The organism is Streptomyces sp. NBC_01428 (assembly GCF_036231965.1).
Lineage (GTDB): Bacteria > Actinomycetota > Actinomycetes > Streptomycetales > Streptomycetaceae > Streptomyces.
In genome coordinates, this window is record NZ_CP109499.1 from 2148966 (window position 1) to 2170123 (window position 21158).

The 21158-nt window shown below is 70.9% G+C and carries 19 protein-coding genes; 13 read left to right on the top strand and 6 right to left on the bottom strand.

Translation table 11 applies throughout. The features are described 5' to 3' along the window. Positions 1–79: 79 nt before the first annotated feature. Genes OG406_RS09385 through OG406_RS09395 form a run of 3 tightly spaced genes read left to right on the top strand, consistent with a single transcriptional unit; the run spans position 80 to position 2646 of the window. The gene (locus tag OG406_RS09385; protein WP_266851554.1) at positions 80–1663 is read left to right on the top strand and encodes an alpha/beta hydrolase; all 1584 of its coding nucleotides are present in this window, start codon (positions 80–82) and stop codon (positions 1661–1663) included. A gap of 60 nt (positions 1664–1723) precedes the next feature. After that, positions 1724–2122, top strand: coding sequence for a RidA family protein (locus OG406_RS09390; protein ID WP_164374330.1), 399 nt, complete (start codon positions 1724–1726; stop codon positions 2120–2122). Beyond that, entirely contained in the window at positions 2119–2646 is a 528-nt protein-coding gene (locus tag OG406_RS09395; RefSeq protein WP_267048919.1) for a GNAT family N-acetyltransferase, read from the top strand. Before OG406_RS09390 ends, OG406_RS09395 begins: the two co-directional genes overlap by 4 nt. 45 nt (positions 2647–2691) lie before the next feature. On the opposite strand, the gene OG406_RS09400 is transcribed toward OG406_RS09395, so the two are convergent. After that, a complete protein-coding gene (locus OG406_RS09400; protein WP_267048918.1) occupies positions 2692–3282 on the bottom strand; it encodes an adenylosuccinate lyase in 591 nt (196 codons plus the stop codon). Between the two features lie 371 nt (positions 3283–3653). Between OG406_RS09400 and OG406_RS09405 the strand changes: the two genes are divergently transcribed. The 9 genes from OG406_RS09405 to pssA all read left to right on the top strand — a co-directional run bounded on the left by OG406_RS09405 (position 3654) and on the right by pssA (position 14596). Next, positions 3654–5459 carry a 3-hydroxyacyl-CoA dehydrogenase family protein gene (locus tag OG406_RS09405; RefSeq protein WP_329185254.1) on the top strand — a complete coding sequence of 602 codons (1806 nt, stop codon included), beginning with the start codon at positions 3654–3656 and terminating at the stop codon, positions 5457–5459. A 136-nt stretch (positions 5460–5595) separates the two neighbouring features. Next, positions 5596–6414 carry a TetR family transcriptional regulator gene (locus OG406_RS09410; protein ID WP_266617425.1) on the top strand — a complete coding sequence of 273 codons (819 nt, stop codon included), beginning with the start codon at positions 5596–5598 and terminating at the stop codon, positions 6412–6414. A gap of 431 nt (positions 6415–6845) precedes the next feature. Next, the gene (gene ccrA / locus OG406_RS09415) at positions 6846–8183 is read left to right on the top strand and encodes a crotonyl-CoA carboxylase/reductase (RefSeq protein WP_081220198.1); all 1338 of its coding nucleotides are present in this window, start codon (positions 6846–6848) and stop codon (positions 8181–8183) included. 8 nt (positions 8184–8191) lie between these two features. After that, on the top strand, positions 8192–10240 hold the full coding sequence (locus tag OG406_RS09420; protein WP_329185255.1) for a protein meaA: 2049 nt from the start codon (positions 8192–8194) through the stop codon (positions 10238–10240). Beyond that, positions 10237–11202: an HpcH/HpaI aldolase/citrate lyase family protein gene (locus OG406_RS09425; protein ID WP_164374336.1), complete on the top strand. Its 966-nt coding sequence runs from the start codon at positions 10237–10239 to the stop codon at positions 11200–11202. The genes OG406_RS09420 and OG406_RS09425 overlap by 4 nt, the downstream gene beginning before the upstream one ends. A gap of 5 nt (positions 11203–11207) precedes the next feature. Beyond that, positions 11208–11720 carry a MaoC family dehydratase gene (locus OG406_RS09430; RefSeq protein ID WP_164374337.1) on the top strand — a complete coding sequence of 171 codons (513 nt, stop codon included), beginning with the start codon at positions 11208–11210 and terminating at the stop codon, positions 11718–11720. A 2-nt stretch (positions 11721–11722) separates the two neighbouring features. Beyond that, on the top strand, positions 11723–12928 hold the full coding sequence (locus OG406_RS09435; RefSeq protein ID WP_164374338.1) for an acyl-CoA dehydrogenase family protein: 1206 nt from the start codon (positions 11723–11725) through the stop codon (positions 12926–12928). 170 nt (positions 12929–13098) lie between these two features. After that, a complete protein-coding gene (locus tag OG406_RS09440; RefSeq protein ID WP_081220193.1) occupies positions 13099–13755 on the top strand; it encodes a phosphatidylserine decarboxylase in 657 nt (218 codons plus the stop codon). A 22-nt stretch (positions 13756–13777) separates the two neighbouring features. After that, entirely contained in the window at positions 13778–14596 is an 819-nt protein-coding gene (pssA, locus tag OG406_RS09445) for a CDP-diacylglycerol--serine O-phosphatidyltransferase (protein ID WP_081220192.1), read from the top strand. A 68-nt stretch (positions 14597–14664) separates the two neighbouring features. On the opposite strand, the gene OG406_RS09450 is transcribed toward pssA, so the two are convergent. From OG406_RS09450 to OG406_RS09470, 5 genes are all read right to left on the bottom strand, one after another. After that, positions 14665–15933, bottom strand: a complete 1269-nt coding sequence (locus OG406_RS09450) for an ABC transporter substrate-binding protein (RefSeq protein WP_164374339.1) — start codon at positions 15931–15933, stop codon at positions 14665–14667. Continuing rightward, the gene (locus tag OG406_RS09455; RefSeq protein WP_164374340.1) at positions 15930–17063 is read right to left on the bottom strand and encodes a branched-chain amino acid ABC transporter permease; all 1134 of its coding nucleotides are present in this window, start codon (positions 17061–17063) and stop codon (positions 15930–15932) included. Before OG406_RS09455 ends, OG406_RS09450 begins: the two co-directional genes overlap by 4 nt. Beyond that, positions 17056–17946 (bottom strand): branched-chain amino acid ABC transporter permease, encoded by an 891-nt coding sequence (locus tag OG406_RS09460; protein WP_266617422.1) that lies wholly within the window; start codon positions 17944–17946, stop codon positions 17056–17058. The genes OG406_RS09455 and OG406_RS09460 overlap by 8 nt, the downstream gene beginning before the upstream one ends. Then, positions 17943–18728 (bottom strand): ABC transporter ATP-binding protein, encoded by a 786-nt coding sequence (locus OG406_RS09465; protein WP_164374352.1) that lies wholly within the window; start codon positions 18726–18728, stop codon positions 17943–17945. Before OG406_RS09465 ends, OG406_RS09460 begins: the two co-directional genes overlap by 4 nt. Positions 18729–18905: 177 nt before the next feature. Then, positions 18906–19712, bottom strand: coding sequence for an ABC transporter ATP-binding protein (locus OG406_RS09470; protein ID WP_164374353.1), 807 nt, complete (start codon positions 19710–19712; stop codon positions 18906–18908). Positions 19713–19892: 180 nt separating this feature from the next. Between OG406_RS09470 and OG406_RS09475 the strand changes: the two genes are divergently transcribed. Further along, entirely contained in the window at positions 19893–21146 is a 1254-nt protein-coding gene (locus tag OG406_RS09475; RefSeq protein ID WP_164374342.1) for a PucR family transcriptional regulator, read from the top strand. Positions 21147–21158 lie beyond the last annotated feature (12 nt).

A 21158-nucleotide genomic window follows, 5' to 3' on the forward strand; every position in this document is an offset into this window, starting at 1 on the left:
CGTCCGGGGCCCGGCTCCGGGACGATACGGCGAAGGCCGTGGCGTGCACGGCTCGAAATCCTCCGTCCTGGGAGGCCTTGTGAAGAAACGCGCAGCTGCTCTGTGCGGGGCTGCCGCCGTACTGGCCGGGGTGATCACGTCGGTCCCCGCCGACGCGAGCGCCGGCCCCGCGGCCGCACCACGCAGCGCCCCGGCCGCGAAGCTCGGCTGGAAGAAGTGCGCCACCAGCGACTACCCGACCCTCCAGTGCGCCTCCCTGAAGGTGCCGCTGGACCACTCGAACCCCTACAGCGAGCGAATCACCCTCGCCCTGTCCCGCGTCCCGCACACCGCGAAGACGTACCAGGGCCCGCTCCTGGTGAACCCCGGCGGTCCCGGCGGCAGCGGTCTCACCCTGGCCGGGTTCGTCGCCTCCGCACTGCCCAAGGCCGTGGCGGCGCAGTACGACGTGATCGGCTTCGACCCGCGCGGCGTGGGCGCGAGCAAGCCCGCCCTCGACTGCAAGCCGGGCCACTTCAAGCCGGTCCGGCCGGACTCCGTGCCGAGCACCAGGGCCCTGGAGAAGGCCAACCTCGACCGCGCGAAGTCCTTCGCCACGGCGTGCGGCGCCAAGTACGCGGACCTGCTGCCGTACATCGACACGGTGAGCGCCGTCCGCGACATGGACGCGATCCGTGCCGCACTCGGCGCCAAGAAGATCAACTACTTCGGGTACTCGTACGGCACCTACCTCGGGGCCGTCTACGCCAAGCTGTACCCGCAGCGGGTCCGCCGGCTCGTCCTGGACTCCATCGTCGACCCCACCGGCGTCTGGTACGAGGACAACCTCAGCCAGGACTACGCCTTCAACGACCGTCACCTGGCGTTCCTCGCGTGGGTCGCGAAGAACAACACCACCTACAAGCTCGGCACCGACCCGGCCAAGGTCGAGGCCAAGTGGTACGCGATGCGCGCGGCGCTCGCCAAGAAGCCCGCGCAGAAGAAGGTGGGCGCCTCCGAACTGGAGGACACCTTCATCCCGGGCGGCTACTACAACGGCTACTGGCCCTACCTCGCCCAGGCGTTCGCGTCCTATGTGAACAGCAAGGACTCGGACGCGCTCGTCGAGGCCTACGACAACTTCGCGGCCGTCGACGCCTCGGGCGACAACGGGTACAGCGTCTACACGTCCGTGCAGTGCCGTGACGCCTCCTGGCCGCGCGACTGGCGCCAGTGGCGCAAGGACAACTGGGCGGTGTACGACAAGGCGCCGTTCATGGCCTGGAACAACGCCTGGTACAACGCGCCGTGCGCGTTCTGGCCGACGGACTCGCTGCGGCCGGTGGACATCTCCAACCACCGGCTGCCGCCCACGCTGCTGTTCCAGGCGACCAACGACGCGGCCACCCCGTACGAGGGCGGCGTCACGGTCCATCAGCAGCTGCGCGGTTCCAGCCTGGTCGTCGAGCAGGGCGGCGGGAACCACGGGATCACGCTGAGCGGCAACGCCTGCCTGGACAAGTACCTGGCGACGTATCTGACCGACGGCAAGGTGCCGCGCGGCGACGGTGAGGCCGACGCGGTGTGCAAGACGCTGCCCGACCCCAAGCCGCTGACCACGAAGGCCGCGTCCACCTCCGCACGGGGCTCGGCGCTGCACGGACTGCTCGGCTTCCGGGGCTGACCCCCGGCCGGGCGACGCCCCGTCGGGGGCACTGTCGGACCCGTGGTCCACGATGGACCCATGAGTGATCCGACCCGCATCCCAGCCCCCGACGGGGTCGCCCCCGCCACCGCGTACTCCCACGTGGTGGCGGCCACGGGGCGCTTCGTGGCCGTCTCGGGCCAGCTCCCGCTGGACGAGGACGGCGAGATCGTCGGGGAGGGCGACGCCGAGGCGCAGGCCCGCCAGGTCTTCGAGAACCTGCGCCGCTGCCTGGCGGCGGCGGGCGCCACCTTCGACGACGTGGTCAAACTGACCTTCTTCGTCACGGACATGGCCCACCTGCCCGCCATCCGGGCCGCCCGGGCCGCGCACCTGCCCGACGACCGGCTGCCGGCCGCCTCGGCCGTCCAGGTCGCCGCCCTGGTGAGACCCGAGTTCCTGATGGAGATCGAGGCGTTCGCCGTGGTCGGCGCGTGAGCGCGCTCCGGGTCCGTGAGATGACCCTCGCCGACTGTCCGCGCGTGGCCGAGATCCGGGTGCGCGGCTGGCAGAGCGCGTACAAGGGCCTCATGCCGCAGTCGTATCTGGACGCGCTCAGCGTGTCCGAGGACGCGGCACGGCGCCGCGGCCACCTCGAACGCGCCGACGGCTCCGTGGTGAACCTGGTCGCCGAGCGCGAGGGCGCGGTGGTCGGCTGGGCGTGCCACGGTCCCTACCGCGACGGCGAAGCCGGCCCCGCGGACGTCGAGTTGTACGCGATCTACGTCCATCCGGACCTGGTGGGCCGGGGAGTCGGGCAGGCCCTCTTGCGGGCATCCGTCGCCCGGTGCGTGGCCGCCGGGCGTGAGCGCATGCTGCTGTGGGTCCTGAGGGACAACATCCCGGCCCGCCGGTTCTACGAGCGGGCCGGCTTCGGCGCCGACGGCGCGGAGGAGCCCTTCGAGGCGGCCGGCGTCGAGGTGCCCGAGGTGCGCTACGTCCGGGACCTGCCGCCCGCGTGACCCGGCTGCCGCCGTCCGCGCACGGGGCCGCCTCCCCCGGGTGCGTCAGCGCGTGCCGCCGGCTCCCCCCTCGGGAAGCCGGTCCAGTGCGCGGACGGCGGCCTGCGCGAGTGCCGGATGGGCCAGCGCCTCGGTCAGGACGGGGCGGGCCCGGGCGTCGCCCAGGGTCCCGAGGCCCTCGACGCAGGCGAGCGCGACCCTGCGGTACGGGTCGTGCGGGAGCAGCCTGCGGCGCAGGACGGTGATCAGCGCGGGTACGGCCTCGGGGGCGCGGAGTTCGACCAGCAGCCGGACCGGCTGGAGGGCGTAGGCGACGCGCAGTTCGTTCGTGGCGAGCGCGGCGGCGGCGCGGGCCGTGCGGGCGTCGCCGAGCCGGGCCAGGGCACGGGCCGCGGACGCGCAGCGCTCGGGATCACGGTGGTTCAGCAGCAGGACGAGCGCCTCGAAGGCCCGCCGGTCACCGGCGGTCCCGAGCCGGAAGGCGACCAACTCCCGGGCCCACAAGGGCTGTCCCGGTTCGGTCAGCGCCGCCGCCAGGACCTCGGGGTCCTCGGTCGCCGCGAGGCGTTCGTACCCCGGCGACGCCCCCGCCTCGGCCCGCACACGCTCCGTGAGTGATCGCAACGCTTCGTCCATGGGCCGAGCTTAGGCACGCCCGTGGGGTGCGGGGACCTACATCACAAAGTCGGGGGCTGGCGCGCTCGTTACCGGCGGGTTAAGCTCAGACGAGCGAGTTACCCACTCGTGTTGGACCTCTCGGTGGCCTGGTGACGCAGCCGCCGGGAGAGCAGTCGGTCCGGTACCTCAGGTATCGCAGTACGACACGGCTCCGGGACAGGGCCGGTCGGCTTCACCGCCACTCGGGCGCGCTCTCTTCGGCGCCCCGTTCGCCACCGGGCGTGTGCGCTCGTCAGCCCGGTCGACACCCGCAACCTCCGCACCGTGTGCGCCTGTTCGGCGTACCCGGGCGCACCCCTCAGTCGTCACCCTCTCCCAGGAGTCCCGCGATGGCCACTCCCCTGTCCGACACCCCTCTGTCCCCGCTGAAGACCGTCGCCGTCGTCGGCCTCGGCACCATGGGCACCGGCATCGCCGAAGTCCTGGCCCGGGCCGGCCGCGACGTCATCGGCATCGACATCAGCGAGGCCGCGGCCGTCCAGGCCGTCGCCGCCCTCGAAGCCTCCACCGGACGCGCCGTGGGGCGCGGGCGGCTCAGTGAGCAGGAGCGCACGGACGCCCTCGGCCGGTTCCGCACCTCCACCGACCTCGCGGCCGCCGCCGACGCCGACCTCGTCATCGAGGTGACTCCGGAGTCGTACGACATCAAGCAGCAGGTCTTCCGGGCGCTGGACGGCATCGTGCGGCCCGAGACGATCCTCGCGACGGGCACCAACGCGCTGTCCGTGACCCGGCTCGCCGCCGACTCCTCCCGCCCCGAGCGCGTCCTCGGCCTGCACTTCTTCAACCCGGCGCCGGCCATGAAGCTGGTCGAGGTCGTCTCCTCGGTGCTGACCGCGCCGGCCGCCGTCGCCGCGGTCACGGATCTGGCCCTGGAACTCGGCAAGGAGCCCGTCGCGGTCGGGGACCGCCCCGGATTCGTCGCCGACGGACTGCTGTTCGGCTACCTCAACCAGGCCGCCGCGATGTACGAGGCGAAGTACGCCTCCCGCGAGGACATCGACGCGGCCATGAAGCTCGGCTGCGGACTGCCCATGGGCCCGCTCGCGCTGCTCGACCTGATCGGTGTGGACACCGCGCGCACGGTCCTGGAGGCCATGTACACCGAGTCCCAGGACCGGCTGCACGCCCCCGCACCCATCCTCAAGCAGCTCAGCGAGGCGGGCCTGACCGGGCGCAAGTCCGGCCGCGGCTTCTACTCCTACGACGCCCCCGGCGGCGCCACCGTCGTGCGGGACGCGCTGACGCCGTCGGAGGACGGCACGCAGACCCCCGGCCGCACGGTCCGCTCGGTCGGTGTCGCGGGCTCCGGGACGATGGCCTCCGGCATCGCGGAGGTCTTCGCGAAGGCCGGCCACACCGTCGTCCTCGCGGCCCGCAGCGAGGAGAAGGCGCAGGCCGCGAAGGCACGGATCGGCAAGTCCCTCTCCCGCTCCGTCGACAAGGGCCGGCTGACCGCCGAGGCGGCGGCGCAGACCCTGGAGCGGATCACGCCGACCGGCAGCTACGACGACTTCGCCGACGTCGATCTGGCACTGGAGGCGGTCGCCGAGGACCTGGAGGTCAAGCAGCAGCTGTTCGGCGTCTTCGACAAGGTCTGCAAGCCGGGCGCGATCCTCGCCACCACCACCTCCTCGCTGCCCGTCGTCGCCTGCGCCCGCGCCACCTCGCGCCCGCAGGACGTGATCGGCATGCACTTCTTCAACCCGGCCCCCGTGATGAAGCTCGTCGAGGTCGTGCGGACCGTGCTGACCGCGGACGACGTGCACGCCACCGTGCGCGAGGTCTGCGCGACGATCCGCAAGCACCCGGTGGACTGCGGCGACCGGGCCGGCTTCATCGTGAACGCGCTGCTGTTCCCGTACCTCAACAACGCGATCAAGATGGTGCAGGAGCACTACGCCTCGCTCGACGACATCGACGCCGCGATGAAGCTGGGCGGCGGCTACCCGATGGGCCCGTTCGAACTGCTCGACGTGGTCGGTCTCGACGTGTCGCTGGCCATCGAGAAGGTCCTGCACCGCGAGTTCCGCGACCCGGGACTGGCCCCCGCGCCGCTCCTGGAGCACCTGGTGGCCGCGGGCTGCCTCGGCCGCAAGACGGGCCGCGGTTTCCGCGAATATGCCCGCCGCTGAGCGTCCGGGCGACTCGTTCACGGCGGACGCCGACTGGGGCGGACTGCTCGAACCGGCCGGAAACCCCTCGCCCGTCCCGGGCGGGGGGATCCCCGGACATGCGCGCTCTCCTGCACACATGCAGTACGTTCGGGTCATGCCCCAGCCCGCCAAGTCCTCACGTACCCCCGCCACGTCCGACGCTCCCCCGGAGAGCGCCGCGGGCAACCGCGCGGCGGCCCAACGGCTCAAGATGCGGCGGGAGCTGGCGGCCGCGGCCATGGAGCTGTTCGCGACCAAGGGGTACGAGGCGACCACCGTCGACGAGATCGCCGCCCGGGCGGGGGTGGCCCGCCGCACCTTCTTCCGCCACTTCCGCTCCAAGGAAGAGGCGATCTTCCCGGACCACGACGACACCCTGATCCGGGCCGAGGCGGTGCTCAACGCGGCGCCCGCGCACGAGCATCCGCTCGACACCGTGTGCCGCGGCATCAAGGAAGTCATGCGGATGTACGCGGCGCAGCCGGAGATCTCCGTCTCCCGCTACAAACTGACCCGCGAGGTACCGACACTGCGCGAGGCCGAGATCGCCTCCGTGGCGCGCTACGAGCGGCTCTTCACGCGCTATCTCCTCGGCCACTTCGACGAGCACGCGCACGACGACGACGCCAACGACGATCCGCTGCTCGCGGAGGTCGCCGCGTCGGCCGTGGTCACGGCGCACAATCACGTGCTGCGGCGGTGGCTGCGGGCGGGCGGCCAGGGCGACGTGGAGACCCAGCTGGACCACGCCTTCGCCATCGTCCGCAAGACGTTCGGCACGGGGATCGGCGCGGGACGGGAGACCGCGCCGCGACCGGCCGCCGCCGCCTCGTCCTTCACCGAGGGGGACGTGCTGGTGACCGTGGCCCGGGTGGACGCCCCCCTGGACCAGGTGATGCGCACCATCGAGCAGGCGCTCAAGGACCGGTCCTAGCCGGCCCTTCGCACACCTTCGGCAGTACCGCCCGTCCGCAGTGGCCGGACGGGTTGATTCAGCACCGGACGGGCTCCTTTTGAGCGCGTCCGGTGTTTTTATGCCCTGATCTGATCGATCATCGCTCACGTGTTACGTAAAGATTTCATCTGAGCGCAACTTTTGGCACTGCGTGCCTTGTCAGGTGACACGGCGTGCCATACGTTGAAGGAGTCCGGGCGGCCGGCGTGCAGAGACCCTTCGTACGCCGGCTGTCCCCGCAAGCCGACGGCCTGCGCGCCCGGACGCCTGCGTCACAGGCACCCTCTCGCGCACACCAAGCGCTGCCCAGCACCACCTCCGCCGGACCGACGGCACACCCCCACCCTCAGCAGCAGCACCGACGTAACCCTCAGCGTTCCCCTCAGGACGCTCATCGCCGGAGGCACCACGTGAAGGAAATCCTGGACGCGATCCAGTCGCAGACGGCCACGTCCGCCGACTTCGCCGCTCTTCCGCTCCCCGAGTCCTACCGCGCGATCACCGTGCACAAGGACGAGGCGGAGATGTTCGCCGGGCTCGGTTCCCGCGACAAGGACCCCCGCAAGTCGATCCACCTGGACGACGTGCCGGTGCCGGAGCTCGGCCCCGGCGAGGCCCTGGTGGCCGTCATGGCGTCCTCCGTGAACTACAACTCGGTCTGGACGTCGATCTTCGAGCCGGTCTCGACCTTCAGCTTCCTGGAGCGCTACGGGCGCCTCAGCGAGCTCAGCAAGCGCCACGACCTGCCGTACCACATCATCGGCTCGGACCTCGCGGGCGTCGTGCTGCGCACCGGCCCCGGCGTGAACTCCTGGAAGCCCGGCGACGAGGTCGTCGCGCACTGCCTCTCGGTCGAGCTGGAGTCCTCGGACGGCCACAACGACACGATGCTCGACCCCGAGCAGCGGATCTGGGGCTTCGAGACCAACTTCGGCGGCCTCGCCGAGATCGCGCTCGTCAAGTCCAACCAGCTCATGCCGAAGCCGGACCACCTGAGCTGGGAGGAGGCCGCCGCTCCCGGCCTGGTGAACTCCACCGCCTACCGGCAGCTCGTCTCCCGCAACGGCGCCGGCATGAAGCAGGGCGACAACGTCCTCATCTGGGGCGCCAGCGGCGGACTCGGCTCCTACGCCACGCAGTTCGCGCTGGCCGGCGGCGCCAACCCGATCTGCGTCGTGAGCAGCCCGCAGAAGGCGGACATCTGCCGCGCGATGGGCGCCGAGGCGATCATCGACCGCAACGCCGAGGGCTACAAGTTCTGGAAGGACGAGACCACCCAGGACCCGAAGGAGTGGAAGCGCTTCGGCAAGCGCATCCGCGAGTTCACCGGCGGCGAGGACATCGACATCGTGTTCGAGCACCCCGGCCGCGAGACCTTCGGCGCGAGCGTCTACGTCACCCGCAAGGGCGGCACCATCACCACCTGCGCCTCGACGTCGGGCTACATGCACGAGTACGACAACCGCTACCTGTGGATGTCGCTCAAGCGGATCATCGGCTCGCACTTCGCGAACTACCGCGAGGCCTGGGAGGCCAACCGGCTCGTCGCCAAGGGCAAGATCCACCCCACGCTCTCCAAGGTGTACTCCCTGGAGGACACCGGGCAGGCCGCCTACGACGTGCACCGCAACCTCCACCAGGGCAAGGTCGGCGTGCTCGCGCTGGCACCCCAGGAGGGTCTGGGCGTGCGCGACGAGGAGAAGCGCGCCCGGCACATCGACGCCATCAACCGCTTCCGGAACGTCTGAGGTCCGCCATGACCGAGCGTCAGCCCACCCCGGCGAGGGCGGAGAAGGACCGGCCGTGGCTCATGCGCACGTACGCCGGACACTCCACCGCCGAGGCGTCCAACGAGTTGTACCGCCGCAACCTCGCCAAGGGGCAGACGGGCCTGTCCGTGGCCTTCGACCTGCCCACCCAGACCGGCTACGACCCCGACCACATCCTCGCCCGCGGCGAGGTGGGCCGGGTCGGGGTCCCGGTCTCGCACGTCGGTGACATGCGCCGGCTGTTCCAGGACATCCCCCTGGACCAGATGAACACCTCGATGACCATCAACGCCACCGCCATGTGGCTGCTGGCGCTCTATCAGGTCGTCGCCGAGGAGCAGGGCGTCGACATCACCAAGCTCCAGGGCACCACCCAGAACGACATCGTGAAGGAGTACCTGTCGCGGGGCACGCACGTGTTCCCGCCGGTCCCCTCCCTCCGTCTCACGACGGACATGATCACGTACACGGTGAACCACATCCCCAAGTGGAACCCGATCAACATCTGCAGCTACCACCTGCAGGAGGCGGGCGCCACACCGGTCCAGGAGATCGCCTACGCGATGTCCACCGCGATCGCCGTCCTGGACGCGGTGTTCGCGTCCGGGCAGATCGCCGAGGACCGCAAGGGCGATGTCGTGGCCCGGATCTCCTTCTTCGTGAACGCGGGCGTCCGCTTCATCGAGGAGATGTGCAAGATGCGGGCGTTCGGCCGCATCTGGGACAAGATCACCCGCGAGCGGTACGGCATCGAGAACCCCAAGCAGCGCCGCTTCCGCTACGGCGTCCAGGTCAACTCCCTCGGCCTGACCGAGGCGCAGCCGGAGAACAACGTCCAGCGGATCGTGCTGGAGATGCTCGCCGTCACGCTGTCCAAGGACGCCCGCGCCCGCGCCGTCCAACTGCCCGCCTGGAACGAGGCGCTGGGCCTGCCCCGCCCCTGGGACCAGCAGTGGTCGCTGCGCATCCAGCAGGTCCTCGCGCACGAGAGCGACCTGCTGGAGTACGAGGACATCTTCGAGGGCTCGCACGTCGTCGAGGCCAAGGTCGCGGCCCTCGTCGAGGAGTCGCTGGCCGAGATGGACCGGATCGAGGAGATGGGCGGCGCGATGGCCGCCGTCGAGTCGGGCTACCTGAAGTCGCAGCTCGTCTCCTCGCACGCCGAGCGGCGGGGCCGTATCGAGTCCGGCCAGGAGAAGATCGTCGGCGTCAACATCTACGAGTCGACCGAGCCGAACCCGCTCACCGCCGACCTGGACGCCGCGATCCAGACGGTCGACCCGGCCGTCGAGGCCCGGGTCGTCTCCGCGCTCCAGACCTGGCGCGACACGCGCTACCAGCCGCCCTTCAACCACCCGCGCCCGTGCAAGGCGCTGGAGCGGCTGAAGGAGGCCGCCGAGGGCACCGGCAACCTCATGGAGGCCACCCTGGAGTGCGCCCGCGCCGGCGTCACGACCGGCGAGTGGGCCGGGGCGCTGCGCGAGGTGTTCGGCGAGTTCCGCGCCCCCACCGGCGTCTCGTCCGCGCCCGTCGCCGTCAGCGCCGGGGAGGGCACCGGGCTCGCCCTGGTGCGCCGCAAGGTGGAACTGACGGCCCGCGACCTGGGCGTCGGCAAGCTCCGCTTCCTGGTGGGCAAGCCGGGCCTCGACGGGCACTCCAACGGCGCCGAGCAGATCGCCGTGCGGGCCCGCGACGCCGGGTTCGAGGTGGTCTACCAGGGCATCCGGCTCACCCCGGAACAGATCGTGGACGCGGCCGTCGACGAGGACGTGCACGCCGTGGGCCTGTCCATCCTGTCCGGCTCGCACGCCCAGTTGGTGCCGGACGTCCTGGAGAAACTGCGCAAGGCCGGCGCCGCCGACATCCCGGTGATCGCGGGCGGGATCATCCCGAACGCCGACGCCGAACAACTGCGAGCCGCGGGAGTGGCCGCCGTCTTCACCCCGAAGGACTTCGACATCACCGGAATCATCGGCCGTATCGTCGACGAGATCCGCAAAGCGAACAAGCTCGGCCCCCTGGAGGTCCCCGCATGACAACGCCCGTCAACCGTCTGCGTCCGCGCCGTTCCTGTCTCGCGGTGCCGGGAAGCAACCCGCGCTTCCTGGAGAAGGCGCAGGGGCTCCCCGCGGACCAGGTCTTCCTCGACCTGGAGGACGCGTGCGCGCCGCTGGCCAAGCCCGACGCCCGGCACACCATCGTCAAGTTCCTCAACGAGGGCGACTGGACCGGCAAGACGCGGGTCGTGCGCGTCAACGACTGGACCACCGAGTGGACGTACCGCGACGTCGTCACGGTCGTCGAGGGCGCGGGGCCGAACCTCGACTGCATCATGCTGCCGAAGGTCCAGGACGCCCAGCAGGTGGTGGCGCTCGACCTGCTGCTGACGCAGATCGAGAAGACGATGGGCTTCGAGGTCGGCAAGATCGGCATCGAGGCGCAGATCGAGAACGCCCAGGGGCTCAACAACGTCAACGCGATCGCGCAGGCCTCCCCGCGCGTCGAGACGATCATCTTCGGCCCGGCCGACTTCATGGCGTCGATCAACATGAAGTCGCTGGTCGTCGGCGAGCAGCCGCCCGGCTACCCGGCGGACGCCTACCACTACATCCTGATGAAGATCCTGATGGCCGCCCGCGCCAACAACCTCCAGGCGATCGACGGCCCCTACCTGCAGATCCGCAACGTCGAGGGCTACCGCGAGGTCGCGCAGCGCGCCGCCGCGCTCGGCTTCGACGGCAAGTGGGTGCTGCACCCGGGCCAGGTGGAGGCCTCCAACGAGATCTTCTCCCCCTCCCAGGAGGACTACGACCACGCCGAGCTGATCCTGGACGCGTACGACTACTACACGTCCGAGGCGGGCGGCAAGAAGGGCTCCGCGATGCTCGGCGACGAGATGATCGACGAGGCCAGCCGCAAGATGGCCCTGGTCATCTCGGGCAAGGGCCGGGCAGCCGGCATGCGGCGCACGTCCAGCTTCGAAGCCCCGGAGGCCTGAGCACCATGCAGTTCGGACGCACCTACGAGGAGTTCGAGGTCGGCGCGGTCTACAAGCACTGGCCCGGCAAGACGGTCACCGAGTACGACGACCACCTCTTCTGCCTGCTGACCATGAACCACCACCCGCTCCACATGGACAGCAACTATGCGGAGAAGACGACCGATTTCGGCAAGAACGTCGTCGTGGGGAACTACATCTACTCGCTGCTCCTCGGCATGTCCGTGCCGGACGTCTCGGGCAAGGCGATCGCCAACCTGGAGGTCGAGTCGCTGAAGCACGTGGCGCCGACCTTCCACGGCGACACGATCTACGGCGAGACGACGGTCCTCGACAAGACGCCCTCCCGTTCCAAGACGGACCGCGGGATCGTCTACGTCGAGACCAAGGGCTACAAGCAGGACGGCACGCTGGTCTGTGTCTTCCGCCGCAAGGTGATGGTCCCCACCGAGACGTACATCAAGGAGCGCGGCGGCGAACAGCCCGGCCGCCCCCAGCTCAAGGAGCAGGAGAAGTAGCCATGGCGCGACTCGCCCAGACCGCCGGTCTCACGGACGTCCAGCGGGAGATCCTCTCCACCGTCCGGGACTTCGTGGACAAGGAGATCATTCCGGTCGCGACCGAGCTGGAGCACCGCGACGAGTATCCGCAGGACATCGTCGACGGCCTGAAGGAACTCGGCCTGTTCGGTCTGATGATCCCCGAGGAGTACGGCGGTCTCGGCGAGTCCCTCCTGACGTACGCGCTGTGCGTCGAGGAGATCGCGCGCGGCTGGATGTCCGTCTCCGGCATCATCAACACGCACTTCATCGTGGCGTACATGCTCAAGCAGCACGGCACGCAGGAGCAGAAGGACCACTTCCTGCCGCGGATGGCGCTCGGCGAGGTGCGCGGCGCGTTCTCGATGTCGGAGCCGGCGCTCGGCTCGGACGTGTCGGCGATCTCGTCGAAGGCGGTGAGGGACGGCGACGAGTACGTCCTGAACGGCCAGAAGATGTGGCTGACGAACGGCGGGACGTCGACGCTGGTGGCCGTTCTGGTCCGAAGTGACGAAGGACACCCCGAGGGCACGGCGCCCCACAAGTCGATGACGACCTTCCTGGTGGAGAAGGAGCCCGGTTTCGGAGAGGTCCGTCCCGGCCTCACCATTCCCGGGAAGATCGACAAGATGGGGTACAAGGGCGTCGACACCACCGAACTCATCATGGACGGACTGCGCATTCCGGCCGATCGCGTGCTCGGCGGCACCACGGGCCGAGGGTTTTACCAAATGATGGACGGAGTGGAGGTCGGCCGCGTCAATGTCGCGGCGCGTGGCTGCGGTGTCGCCCAGCGTGCTTTTGAGCTGGGTGTCTCGTATGCCCAGCAACGCCACACTTTCGGCAAGGCGATCGCCCAGCACCAGGCCATCCAGTTCAAGCTGGCGGAGATGGCTACCAAGGTCGAGGCCGCCCATGCAATGATGGTGAACGCGGCTCGCAAAAAGGACTCCGGGGAACGAAACGACCTCGAAGCAGGGATGGCGAAGTACCTCGCCTCCGAGTACTGCAAGGAGGTCGTGGAGGATGCATTCCGGATCCACGGCGGCTACGGCTTCTCCAAGGAGTACGAGATCGAGCGCCTCTACCGCGAGGCGCCGATGCTGTTGATCGGTGAAGGTACCGCCGAAATCCAGAAAATGATCATCGGCCGCAGGCTGCTCGAAGAGTATCGACTCCAGGGTTAGATGTCCTGGTTCGGGGTGTTTTCTTCGCGAAGAAGATCACACCCCGTCAACACTCTTCGGCCGTCGACTCCGCTTCCTGGCTTGCCCAGTTGTGGTGCGCGACCGGTACGATCGCGTGAAAGCCGCCGTCCCCCGTAAGAGCGCGGCATCATCCGCTACGAAGGTCATCCATGCCCCACAGCCAAACCTCTGCACCTCGCGACAGCCGGACCGGCGTCCGCCTCGCGCGCGGAGCATCGCCGTGGCTCCTCCCGACCGTCGCCACCGCAGCACTCAGCCTGGCCCGTTCGCGCCGCTCCGGCGCGGCCCGGGCCGTGGCCGTACCCGCCACCGCGCTCGCGGCCGGGATGCTGTGGTTCTTCCGCGACCCCGAGCGCGAGATCGCTCAGGGCCGGGTCATCTCGCCCGCCGACGGTGTGGTGCAGAGCATCATGCCGTGGAAGGACGGACGGACCCGCGTCGCGATCTTCATGAGCCCGCTCAACGTCCACGTCAACCGTGCGCCCCTCTCCGGCACGGTGACGTCGGTGGAGCACATCCCCGGCGGGTTCGTTCCGGCGTTCAACAAGGAGAGCGAGAACAACGAGCGCGTCGTCTGGCACTTCGACACCGAGCTCGGTGACATCGAGATGATCCAGATCGCCGGCGCCGTGGCTCGTCGCATCGTCCCGTACATCCCGCAGGGCACCAAGGTCGAGCAGGGCGACCGGATCGGACTGATCCGCTTCGGCTCGCGCGTCGACATCTACCTGCCCGAGGGTGTCGAGGTCGATGTGGAGGTCGGTCAGAAGACCGTGGCTGGGGTGACTCGAATTGACCGTGGTTGATCCTGAGACACAGGCCGGCTGGGTGCCGGAGGCCGACGACATCGACGACGACGAGGAGATGCCCCTCTCGCTCCGTCTGTCGATAGCGGACACCCTCACCCTCGGCAACGCCACGTGCGGCTTCATGGCGGTGTACTTCACCACCACGGGCATTCTGATCCCGCACCTCACCGGCAGCCAGGAGACGGGCATGGCGCGGCACAGCGCCGCGACGGCCGTCATCCTCATGCTCTGCGCGGCCGTCTTCGACCTCTTCGACGGTCTGGTCGCCCGCAAGCTGCGCTCCTCCCCCATGGGCGCCGAGCTGGACAACCTGTCGGACCTGATCAGCTTCGGCCTCGCGCCGGCGTACTTCGTCCTGGTCTACGGCATGGTCGCGGACGACGCGCATCAGCGGGTCGCGGCGGTCGGTGCCATCGTGGTGCTGCTGGCGGTGGTGCTGAGACTGGCGCGGTTCTCGTGCGTGACGGTCAAGGACGGCACCTTCCAGGGCATGCCGTCCCCGTTCGGAGCCCTCACCGTCGTCTCCATCGTGCTGCTGGAGCTGCCGTTCGTCGCCACGCTCATGGCGATCATCGGCACCGCCTGGCTGATGGTGAGCCGAGTCGAGTACCCGAAGCCGCGGGGCCGCCTCGCGGTCGCGATGCTCTCCTGGATCGTCCTGTCGATGGGTCTCCTGGCCGCGTGGGCGTTCGACGCCCCGAGCGGTCAGCTGCTCCTGCAGACCGGCTGTGCGCTCCAGCTGGTCATGGGAGCGGTCATCCCGCTGTTCGCCACGGCCCGCCGGGTGAACAACTTCCGGGACAACCGCCGCGAGGCACGGGCCGCTCAGCTCCCGTAACCCCGCGTACATCGTCACAAGGGCCCCGAACCGTATGGTTCGGGGCCCTTGTGCGTCAGCGGGACGGGTCAGGAGGCGCCAGGAGTGTATCCCTGGGCGGCGGACGAGGCCTCGGCCTCCTGGACGACCTTCATGCCGCCCACGGCGCTCTTGTCGGGCCGCAGGATGACGCTCTCCTTGGAGGAGGCGGCCTTCGGGTCGCCGAAGTTCTGGGTGACGCCGAAGCCCGGGTCGAACGCGTCGATGGTCAGCAGGGCCTTGTCCACGCCCTCACGGGTGAGGTCCTTGGCGGCGCAGGCCTTCTTCAGGGCCTCACCGAACGCCGAGGCGGCGGTCCAGCCGGCCACCACGCCGTTGTCCAGGCTGTCCTTCGGGTAGGCGGCCTTGTAGTCGGCGACCAGCTTCTTCGCCTGCGGGGTGTCGGCCCCGATCGGCAGCGACGGCGAGGCCACGTAGTAGTTCGCCTCCAGCGCGGGCGCGGCGGGGGTGGCGAGGAGCTGCGGGGCGTACGCCGAGTTGTTCCCGATGATCGGGACCCCGAACCTGCTCGCCGCCGCGACTCCGACGAGCGAGGCCGCCTGGCGCGGGCCCGCGCTGATCACGATGGCCTTGACCCCGGCCTTCTTCAGGGCGACGACCTGCCCGGTCATGTCGTTGTCGGTCGGCTTGATCTTCTGCTCGACGACCTTGAGACCCGCCTTCTTCGCCATGTACCGGGAGCCGGTCAGAGCGTTCTCGCCGTAGTCCCCCTCGAAGTACACGTGCCCGACCTTGTCGCCCTTCTTGAGGCCCTTCTCCTTCATCAGGAAGTCGATGGCGTTGATCGTCTCGATGTCGTACGTGGAGCCGATGACCCGGATGTAGGGGCTGCCCAGCAGCGTCGCCGACCAGGCCTGCGGCAGCACGAGCGCCTTGTCCTGCCCGTCGATGCGCTGTTTGACGGCGGCCACGAAGGGCGAGCCGATGAACTGGGTGAAGCCCAGCACCTTCGGGGCCAGCTCCGTGTAGCCGGAGACGGCCTTCTGCGGGTCGTAGCCGTGGTCCCGGACGGTCAGCGCCAGCTTGTACCCGCAGACCCCGCCGTCGGCGTTGGCCTGCTTCACGTACAGCTGCTGGGCCTGGGTGACGCTCTTGCCGAGTGTCGCGTACACACCGGTCATGTCGGTGAGCACGCCGAGGTTGATCGTCTTGCCGGAGATCCCGTCGCCGGTCTTCACCCCGCCGGCGGCGGGCTTGCCGGCGCCGTCGTCGTCCTTGGCCTTGGAGCTGCAGCCGGCCAGCACGAGCAGTGCGGCCAGCGCCCCGGCGGCCATCCTGGCCGTATGTGTCGTTCTCATCGTTCCTCCCCTGCAGTGGCCCCGGGACGGGGCCGGACGCGGAACCGGGCGGCCACCCTGACCAGGCCGCCCGGCAGAAAGAGCACCACCGCCACGACGGCGGCGCCGTACAGGTACCGGGCTGCCTCACCGGGTGCGACCCCGCCGGTGCCCGGGTCGGAGACCAGGGGCAGCGCGTCGCTGTAGCGGGTGAGCAGCTGGGGCAGCAGCGAGACGAAGACGGCTCCCACCACCGCCCCCGAGACCGAACCGAGCCCGCCGATGACGATCATGGCGAGGTATTCGAGCGAGAGCGTGATCCCGAAGTAGTCGGGCACCGTCCGCTGGAAGACGAGCGCGAGCAGCACCCCCGCGAGTCCCGCGTACATCGAGGACAGGACGAACACGGCGGCGCGGTAGCGGGCGACCGGCACGCCGATCACCCCGGCCGCGATCCGGTGGTCGCGGATCGCGTTCATGGCCCGCCCCGGGCGGCCGCGCAGCACCCCGCGGGCGAACAGCCCGCAGCCGAGGAGCAGCACGAGACCCGCGTACCAGAGCTTCTCCGCCGAGCCGAAGGGCACGGCCGCGACGACGACCTCACGCTCGTCGAAGGTGAGGCCGAAGAGGCTCAGCGGCGGTACGTCGCGGCCGTTGAAGCCGCCGGTCAGATCCGTCGCGTTGAACAGGACGTGCTGCCCGATGAAGATCAGGGCGAGCGTGGCGATGCCGAGGTAGGCGCCGCGCAGCCGGCCCGCGATCGGGCTGAACAGTCCTCCGGCGATCCCGGAGACGGCCACGGCGAGCACGGCCGCCAGCCAGGTCGGCAGGCCCAGGCCGGTCAGGCCGCCGCCTCCGTCGGCGGCGAACACGCAGTAGCCGTAGGCGCCGACCGCGAGGAAGAAGGCGTGGCCCATGGAGAGCTGGCCGGTCGCCCCGGTGAGGAGGTTCAGGCCGATGGCGCCGATCGCCGCGGCCATCGCGAACAGTCCCGCCTGGAGCCAGAACCGGTCGAGGTAGAACGGCAGGGCGAGCAGCAGGACGGCGCCCGCGGCCCCCAGCACGGCGCGGGTGCCGGGCCGCCGGACGGCCCGGCGTGGAGCGGTCGGCGGCGCGCTGCTCGCCTCGTCGCGGGTGAGGACCTCAGACACGGGCGAGCTCCTTCGTACCGAACAGCCCGGCGGGCCGGATGAGCAGGATCGCGACCATCACCAGGTAGGGCGCGAGGTCGCCGAGGCCGCGCCCGAGGAAGGTGAGGTCGCTCTGGTAGCCGGTGGCGAGCGACTCGGTGACCCCGACGAGGAGGCCGCCGACGAGCGCGCCGGTCGTCGAGTCGAGGCCGCCGAGGATCGCCGCGGGGAACGCCTTGAGCGCGGCGAGCGAGGTGGCGCGTTCCAGCCCGGGGGTCGGGAAGACGGTCAGGAAGAGCGCGGCGACGGCGGCCAGAGCGCCCGCGACCGCCCAGGCGCCCAGCGACACCCGCCCGAGGCGCACGCCCATCAGCGCCGCGGTCTCCGGGCTCTCGGCGGCGGCCCGCATGGCCACCCCCCAGGAGGTGAAGCGGAAGGCGAGCAGGAACACCGTGATGAGCAGGCCCGCGGTGACGAACGCGGCGATCCGGGTGTGCGCGAGGGAGACCGGTCCGACGGTGAGGACGGCGTTGCCCCAGGGGTCGCCCATCGCGAGGACGTCCGTGCCGATGCGCCGGGTCAGTTCGGTGGTGAGCAGGATGTCGACGCCGATGGTGACGATGGCGAGGACGCTCTGGTCGGTGCCCCGGTAGCGGCGCATCACGAGGAACTCAACGGCCGCCCCCACCAGGGCCGCGCCCGCGACCCCGGCGAGCAGGGCGGGCCAGAAGCCGATGTCGTCGTGGAGGGTCGCGGTGACGTAGCCGCCCGCGAGGAGCAGCGAGGCGTGCGCGAAGTTCACGACCTCGGTGGCCCGGAAGATGACGACGAAGCCGAGGGCGATGAGGGCGTATACGGAGCCCATGGACAGGCCGTTGAGCAGGAGTTCGACGAAGGTGCTCATGAAGCGGTCTCCTCTGGCTCGGCGCGCTCGCCCAGGTAGGCCCGCACCACCGCCGGGTCGTTCTGTACGTCTGCGGGGGCGCCGTCGGCGATGCGGCGCCCGAAGTCCAGTACGGTCACCGCGTCCGCGAGCCGCATCACCACCCCCATGTCGTGTTCCACCAGGACGATCGAGATGCCGAGGCTGTCGCGGACGCCCGCGACGACCGCCGCGGTACGGCGCCGTTCGTCGGCGGTCATGCCGGCGACGGGCTCGTCGAGGAGCAGCACGCGGGGCTCCATGCACAGCGCGCGCGCCAGCTCGGCGAGTTTCTGCTGCCCGTACGGGAGGGAGCCGGCGGGCCGGTCGAGCTGTCCTTCGATGCCGACGAACGCGGCGATCTCGCGGACGCGTTCGCGGTGCCGCCGGTCCTCACGGGCCGCCGCGGGCAGCCGCAGCCCGGCGGCGAGGAAGCCGGTGCGGGTCAGCCGGTGCCGCCCGAGCAGCAGGCAGTCCTCGACGGTGGCGTGCGGCGGCAGGGCGAGGTTCTGGAAGATGCGGGCCACGCCGAGACCGGCGATGCGGTGCGGGGGCAGCCCGGTGAGTTCGCGGTCGCCGAGCCGGACACTGCCGGAGGCGGGCCGGCAGACACCGGACAGCACGTTGAAGCAGGTCGACTTGCCCGCGCCGTTCGGTCCGATCAGGGCGTGCACGGTGCCGGGGCGGACGGTGAAGCCGACCGCGTCGAGTGCGGTCAGCCCGGCGAACCGGACCGTCACGTCCCTGACCTCCAGGGCCGGGATGCCGGGGTCGGCGCCGTCCCGGGCGCTGGTGGCTCCCCCGGTGCCGGGGCCCGGTCCGTGTCCCGGCGGGCCGGACGGGGCGTCCGGTACGGGCCCGGCCGGCTGCCCCGTCCGCGCCGCGCCGGTGGTCTGCGTGGTGTCGTGCGGTGCCGCTGCGTCGCGTTCCTGCACGGCGGTTCACCCCTTCCAGCGGGACAGGGACGGAAGGCCGTCGCGTGCGGTCGCCCCGTCGGCCGCCGCGTCCTCGTCGACGACGCCGAGGTAGCGGCGGCGCACCTCGTCGGAGGCGGCGAGTTCGTCCGCGGCCCCCGACAGGGTCACCTCGCCGACCTCCAGCACGTAGGCGGTGGTGGCGAGCCGCAGGGCGAGGGCGGCGTTCTGTTCGACGAGCAGGACGGAGGTGCCCTGTTCGTTGATCTCCCGCACGGTGTCGGCGATCCGCGCGGCCATCAGCGGGGCGAGCCCGAGCGAGGGTTCGTCGAGCAGCAGCACCTTGGGGGCGCCCATCAGGGCCCGGCCCACGGCGAGCATCTGCTGTTCTCCTCCGGACAGCAGCCCGGCCCGTTGCTGGGCGCGGTCGGCGAGCACCGGGAACAGGTCGTGCACGCGCCGCAGGGCCCGCGCCCGGTCGGCCCGGCCGCCGGTGCCGCCGAGCGCCCCGGCGCGCAGGTTGTCCGCGACCGTCATCCGGGCGAACACCCGTCGTCCCTCCGGGACCTGGGACACCCCGGCGGCGACCACCCGGTCCGGCGCCAGCCGGTCCAGCGGTCGTCCTCCCAGCGTGACCGTGCCGCCGGTCACCGCTCCCCCGTGGAAGGAGAGCGTCCGGCACACCGCCCGCAGGAGTGTCGACTTGCCCGCGCCGTTGCCGCCGAGGACCGTCACGACGGTCCCCTCCGGCACCTCCAACGACACGTGGCGCAGTGCGCGTACGGGGCCGTATCCGACCGACAGTTCCCGCACGAGCAGGGCGGAACCGCCCATGGCACCTCCCTTGTTCTCGCTCGGTGTGGCGCTCACCTCAGCACCGGCGCACCGGCCCGTCCACGGCCCGCGCCCTAATCGCGGCGGCAGCCCAGCGGTGGTGCCCGCCCGTTGTGCACGCGCACAACACCGCGTGTCAGGGGCCTGTGCGGGCCCCTGCCGGGGTGGCATCCTCCGGCCATGGGTGGGCGCAGACCGCGAACCGGTCATGACTGGAAGCTGCTCGCGGAGTCGTGTGTGGCTCTGCTGGAACGGCTGCCCGAGCTCGTCGACGAGCACATCAGGCAGCTCACCGAGTACTCCCCCGTCTACGGACAGGTGCTGCCGCACGACCAGCAGTGGCGGGAGGCGGAGACCGCGATGCGCATCGGCATCCAGGCCATCTCCGCGCCGCGGGACTCACCGCGCCGCGATCTGGAGCACGCCGAGGAGGCCGGCCGGCGGCGGGCCCAGCAGGGGCTGCCGCTCGAACTCCTCGTGCACGCCTACCGGTCCGCGGGCTATCTGGTGTGGGACGCGCTGATGGAGAGCGCGGCGAGCCGGGAGCCCGAGCGGCTCTCCGTGCTCATGCGCTGCGCCACGATGGTGTGGTCGGCGGTCGACGTGCAGGCCGCGACCGCCTCGGAGTCCTACCTCGCGACCGAACGGGAACTGCGGCGGCGCACCGACGAACAGTTGCAGGCCCTGCTCGACGCGCTGCTGGAGGGTCAGGAGGCGCCGGGGCTCGCGGCCCGGGCCGCCGCCGGGCTCGATCTTCCCGAGCACGGCCCGTACGCCGTCGTCGTCCTGCGCACCGAGCGCCATGACGCGCGGGACGGACGGGACGCGCGGGAGGGCCGGGAGGGGCGGGACGGCTGTGCCCGGCCGATGCTCGGCGCGGGGCTGCGGTTCATCTGGCGGATGCGGGCCGACTGCGAGATCGGCGTGGTGGCGCTGGACCCCGGGCAGGGCCTGGACGCCGTGGCCCGGCTGCTGGACGGGCGGCGCTCGGGTCCGGGCGGGATCAGCCCGGTCGTGTCGGGGCTCGGCGAGCTGGGGCGGGCCCGGCGCTGGGCGGAGCTGGCGCTGCGCACCTGCCTGCCGGACGCGACCGGTGTCGTCCGCCTCGACCAGCGGATGGCGACGGCGCTGGTGGTGAGCCAGCCGGAACTGGCGGGCCGGCTGGTGTCGGACGTGTTCGGCGCGCTGCTGGAGCTCGAACCCGGCGACCGGGCCGTGCTGATCGAGACGCTGGACATGTGGCTGGCCTGCGAGGGCTCGGCGGGCCGGGCCGCGGCCCGCCTGTACTGCCACCGGAACACCGTCTTCAACCGGCTGCGCCGCCTGGAGCAGCTGACGTCCCGCTCCCTGGCCCGCCCCCGCGACCTGATCGAGATGACCCTGGCCTTGGACGCGTACCGCCTGGCGGGAACGGGATCGGCGACGGCGCGGTGAGGCCGGGCCGCC

Coding starts and splice junctions, on each gene's coding strand:
- OG406_RS09390 (WP_164374330.1), top strand. CDS start 1,724: ATGAGTGATCCGACCCGCATCCCAGCCCCCGACGGGGTCGCCCCCGCC.
- OG406_RS09400 (WP_267048918.1), bottom strand. CDS start 3,282: ATGGACGAAGCGTTGCGATCACTCACGGAGCGTGTGCGGGCCGAGGCG.
- OG406_RS09405 (WP_329185254.1), top strand. CDS start 3,654: ATGGCCACTCCCCTGTCCGACACCCCTCTGTCCCCGCTGAAGACCGTC.
- OG406_RS09410 (WP_266617425.1), top strand. CDS start 5,596: ATGCCCCAGCCCGCCAAGTCCTCACGTACCCCCGCCACGTCCGACGCT.
- OG406_RS09420 (WP_329185255.1), top strand. CDS start 8,192: ATGACCGAGCGTCAGCCCACCCCGGCGAGGGCGGAGAAGGACCGGCCG.
- OG406_RS09425 (WP_164374336.1), top strand. CDS start 10,237: ATGACAACGCCCGTCAACCGTCTGCGTCCGCGCCGTTCCTGTCTCGCG.
- OG406_RS09430 (WP_164374337.1), top strand. CDS start 11,208: ATGCAGTTCGGACGCACCTACGAGGAGTTCGAGGTCGGCGCGGTCTAC.
- OG406_RS09435 (WP_164374338.1), top strand. CDS start 11,723: ATGGCGCGACTCGCCCAGACCGCCGGTCTCACGGACGTCCAGCGGGAG.
- OG406_RS09440 (WP_081220193.1), top strand. CDS start 13,099: ATGCCCCACAGCCAAACCTCTGCACCTCGCGACAGCCGGACCGGCGTC.
- OG406_RS09450 (WP_164374339.1), bottom strand. CDS start 15,933: ATGAGAACGACACATACGGCCAGGATGGCCGCCGGGGCGCTGGCCGCA.
- OG406_RS09460 (WP_266617422.1), bottom strand. CDS start 17,946: ATGAGCACCTTCGTCGAACTCCTGCTCAACGGCCTGTCCATGGGCTCC.
- OG406_RS09470 (WP_164374353.1), bottom strand. CDS start 19,712: ATGGGCGGTTCCGCCCTGCTCGTGCGGGAACTGTCGGTCGGATACGGC.
- OG406_RS09475 (WP_164374342.1), top strand. CDS start 19,893: ATGGGTGGGCGCAGACCGCGAACCGGTCATGACTGGAAGCTGCTCGCG.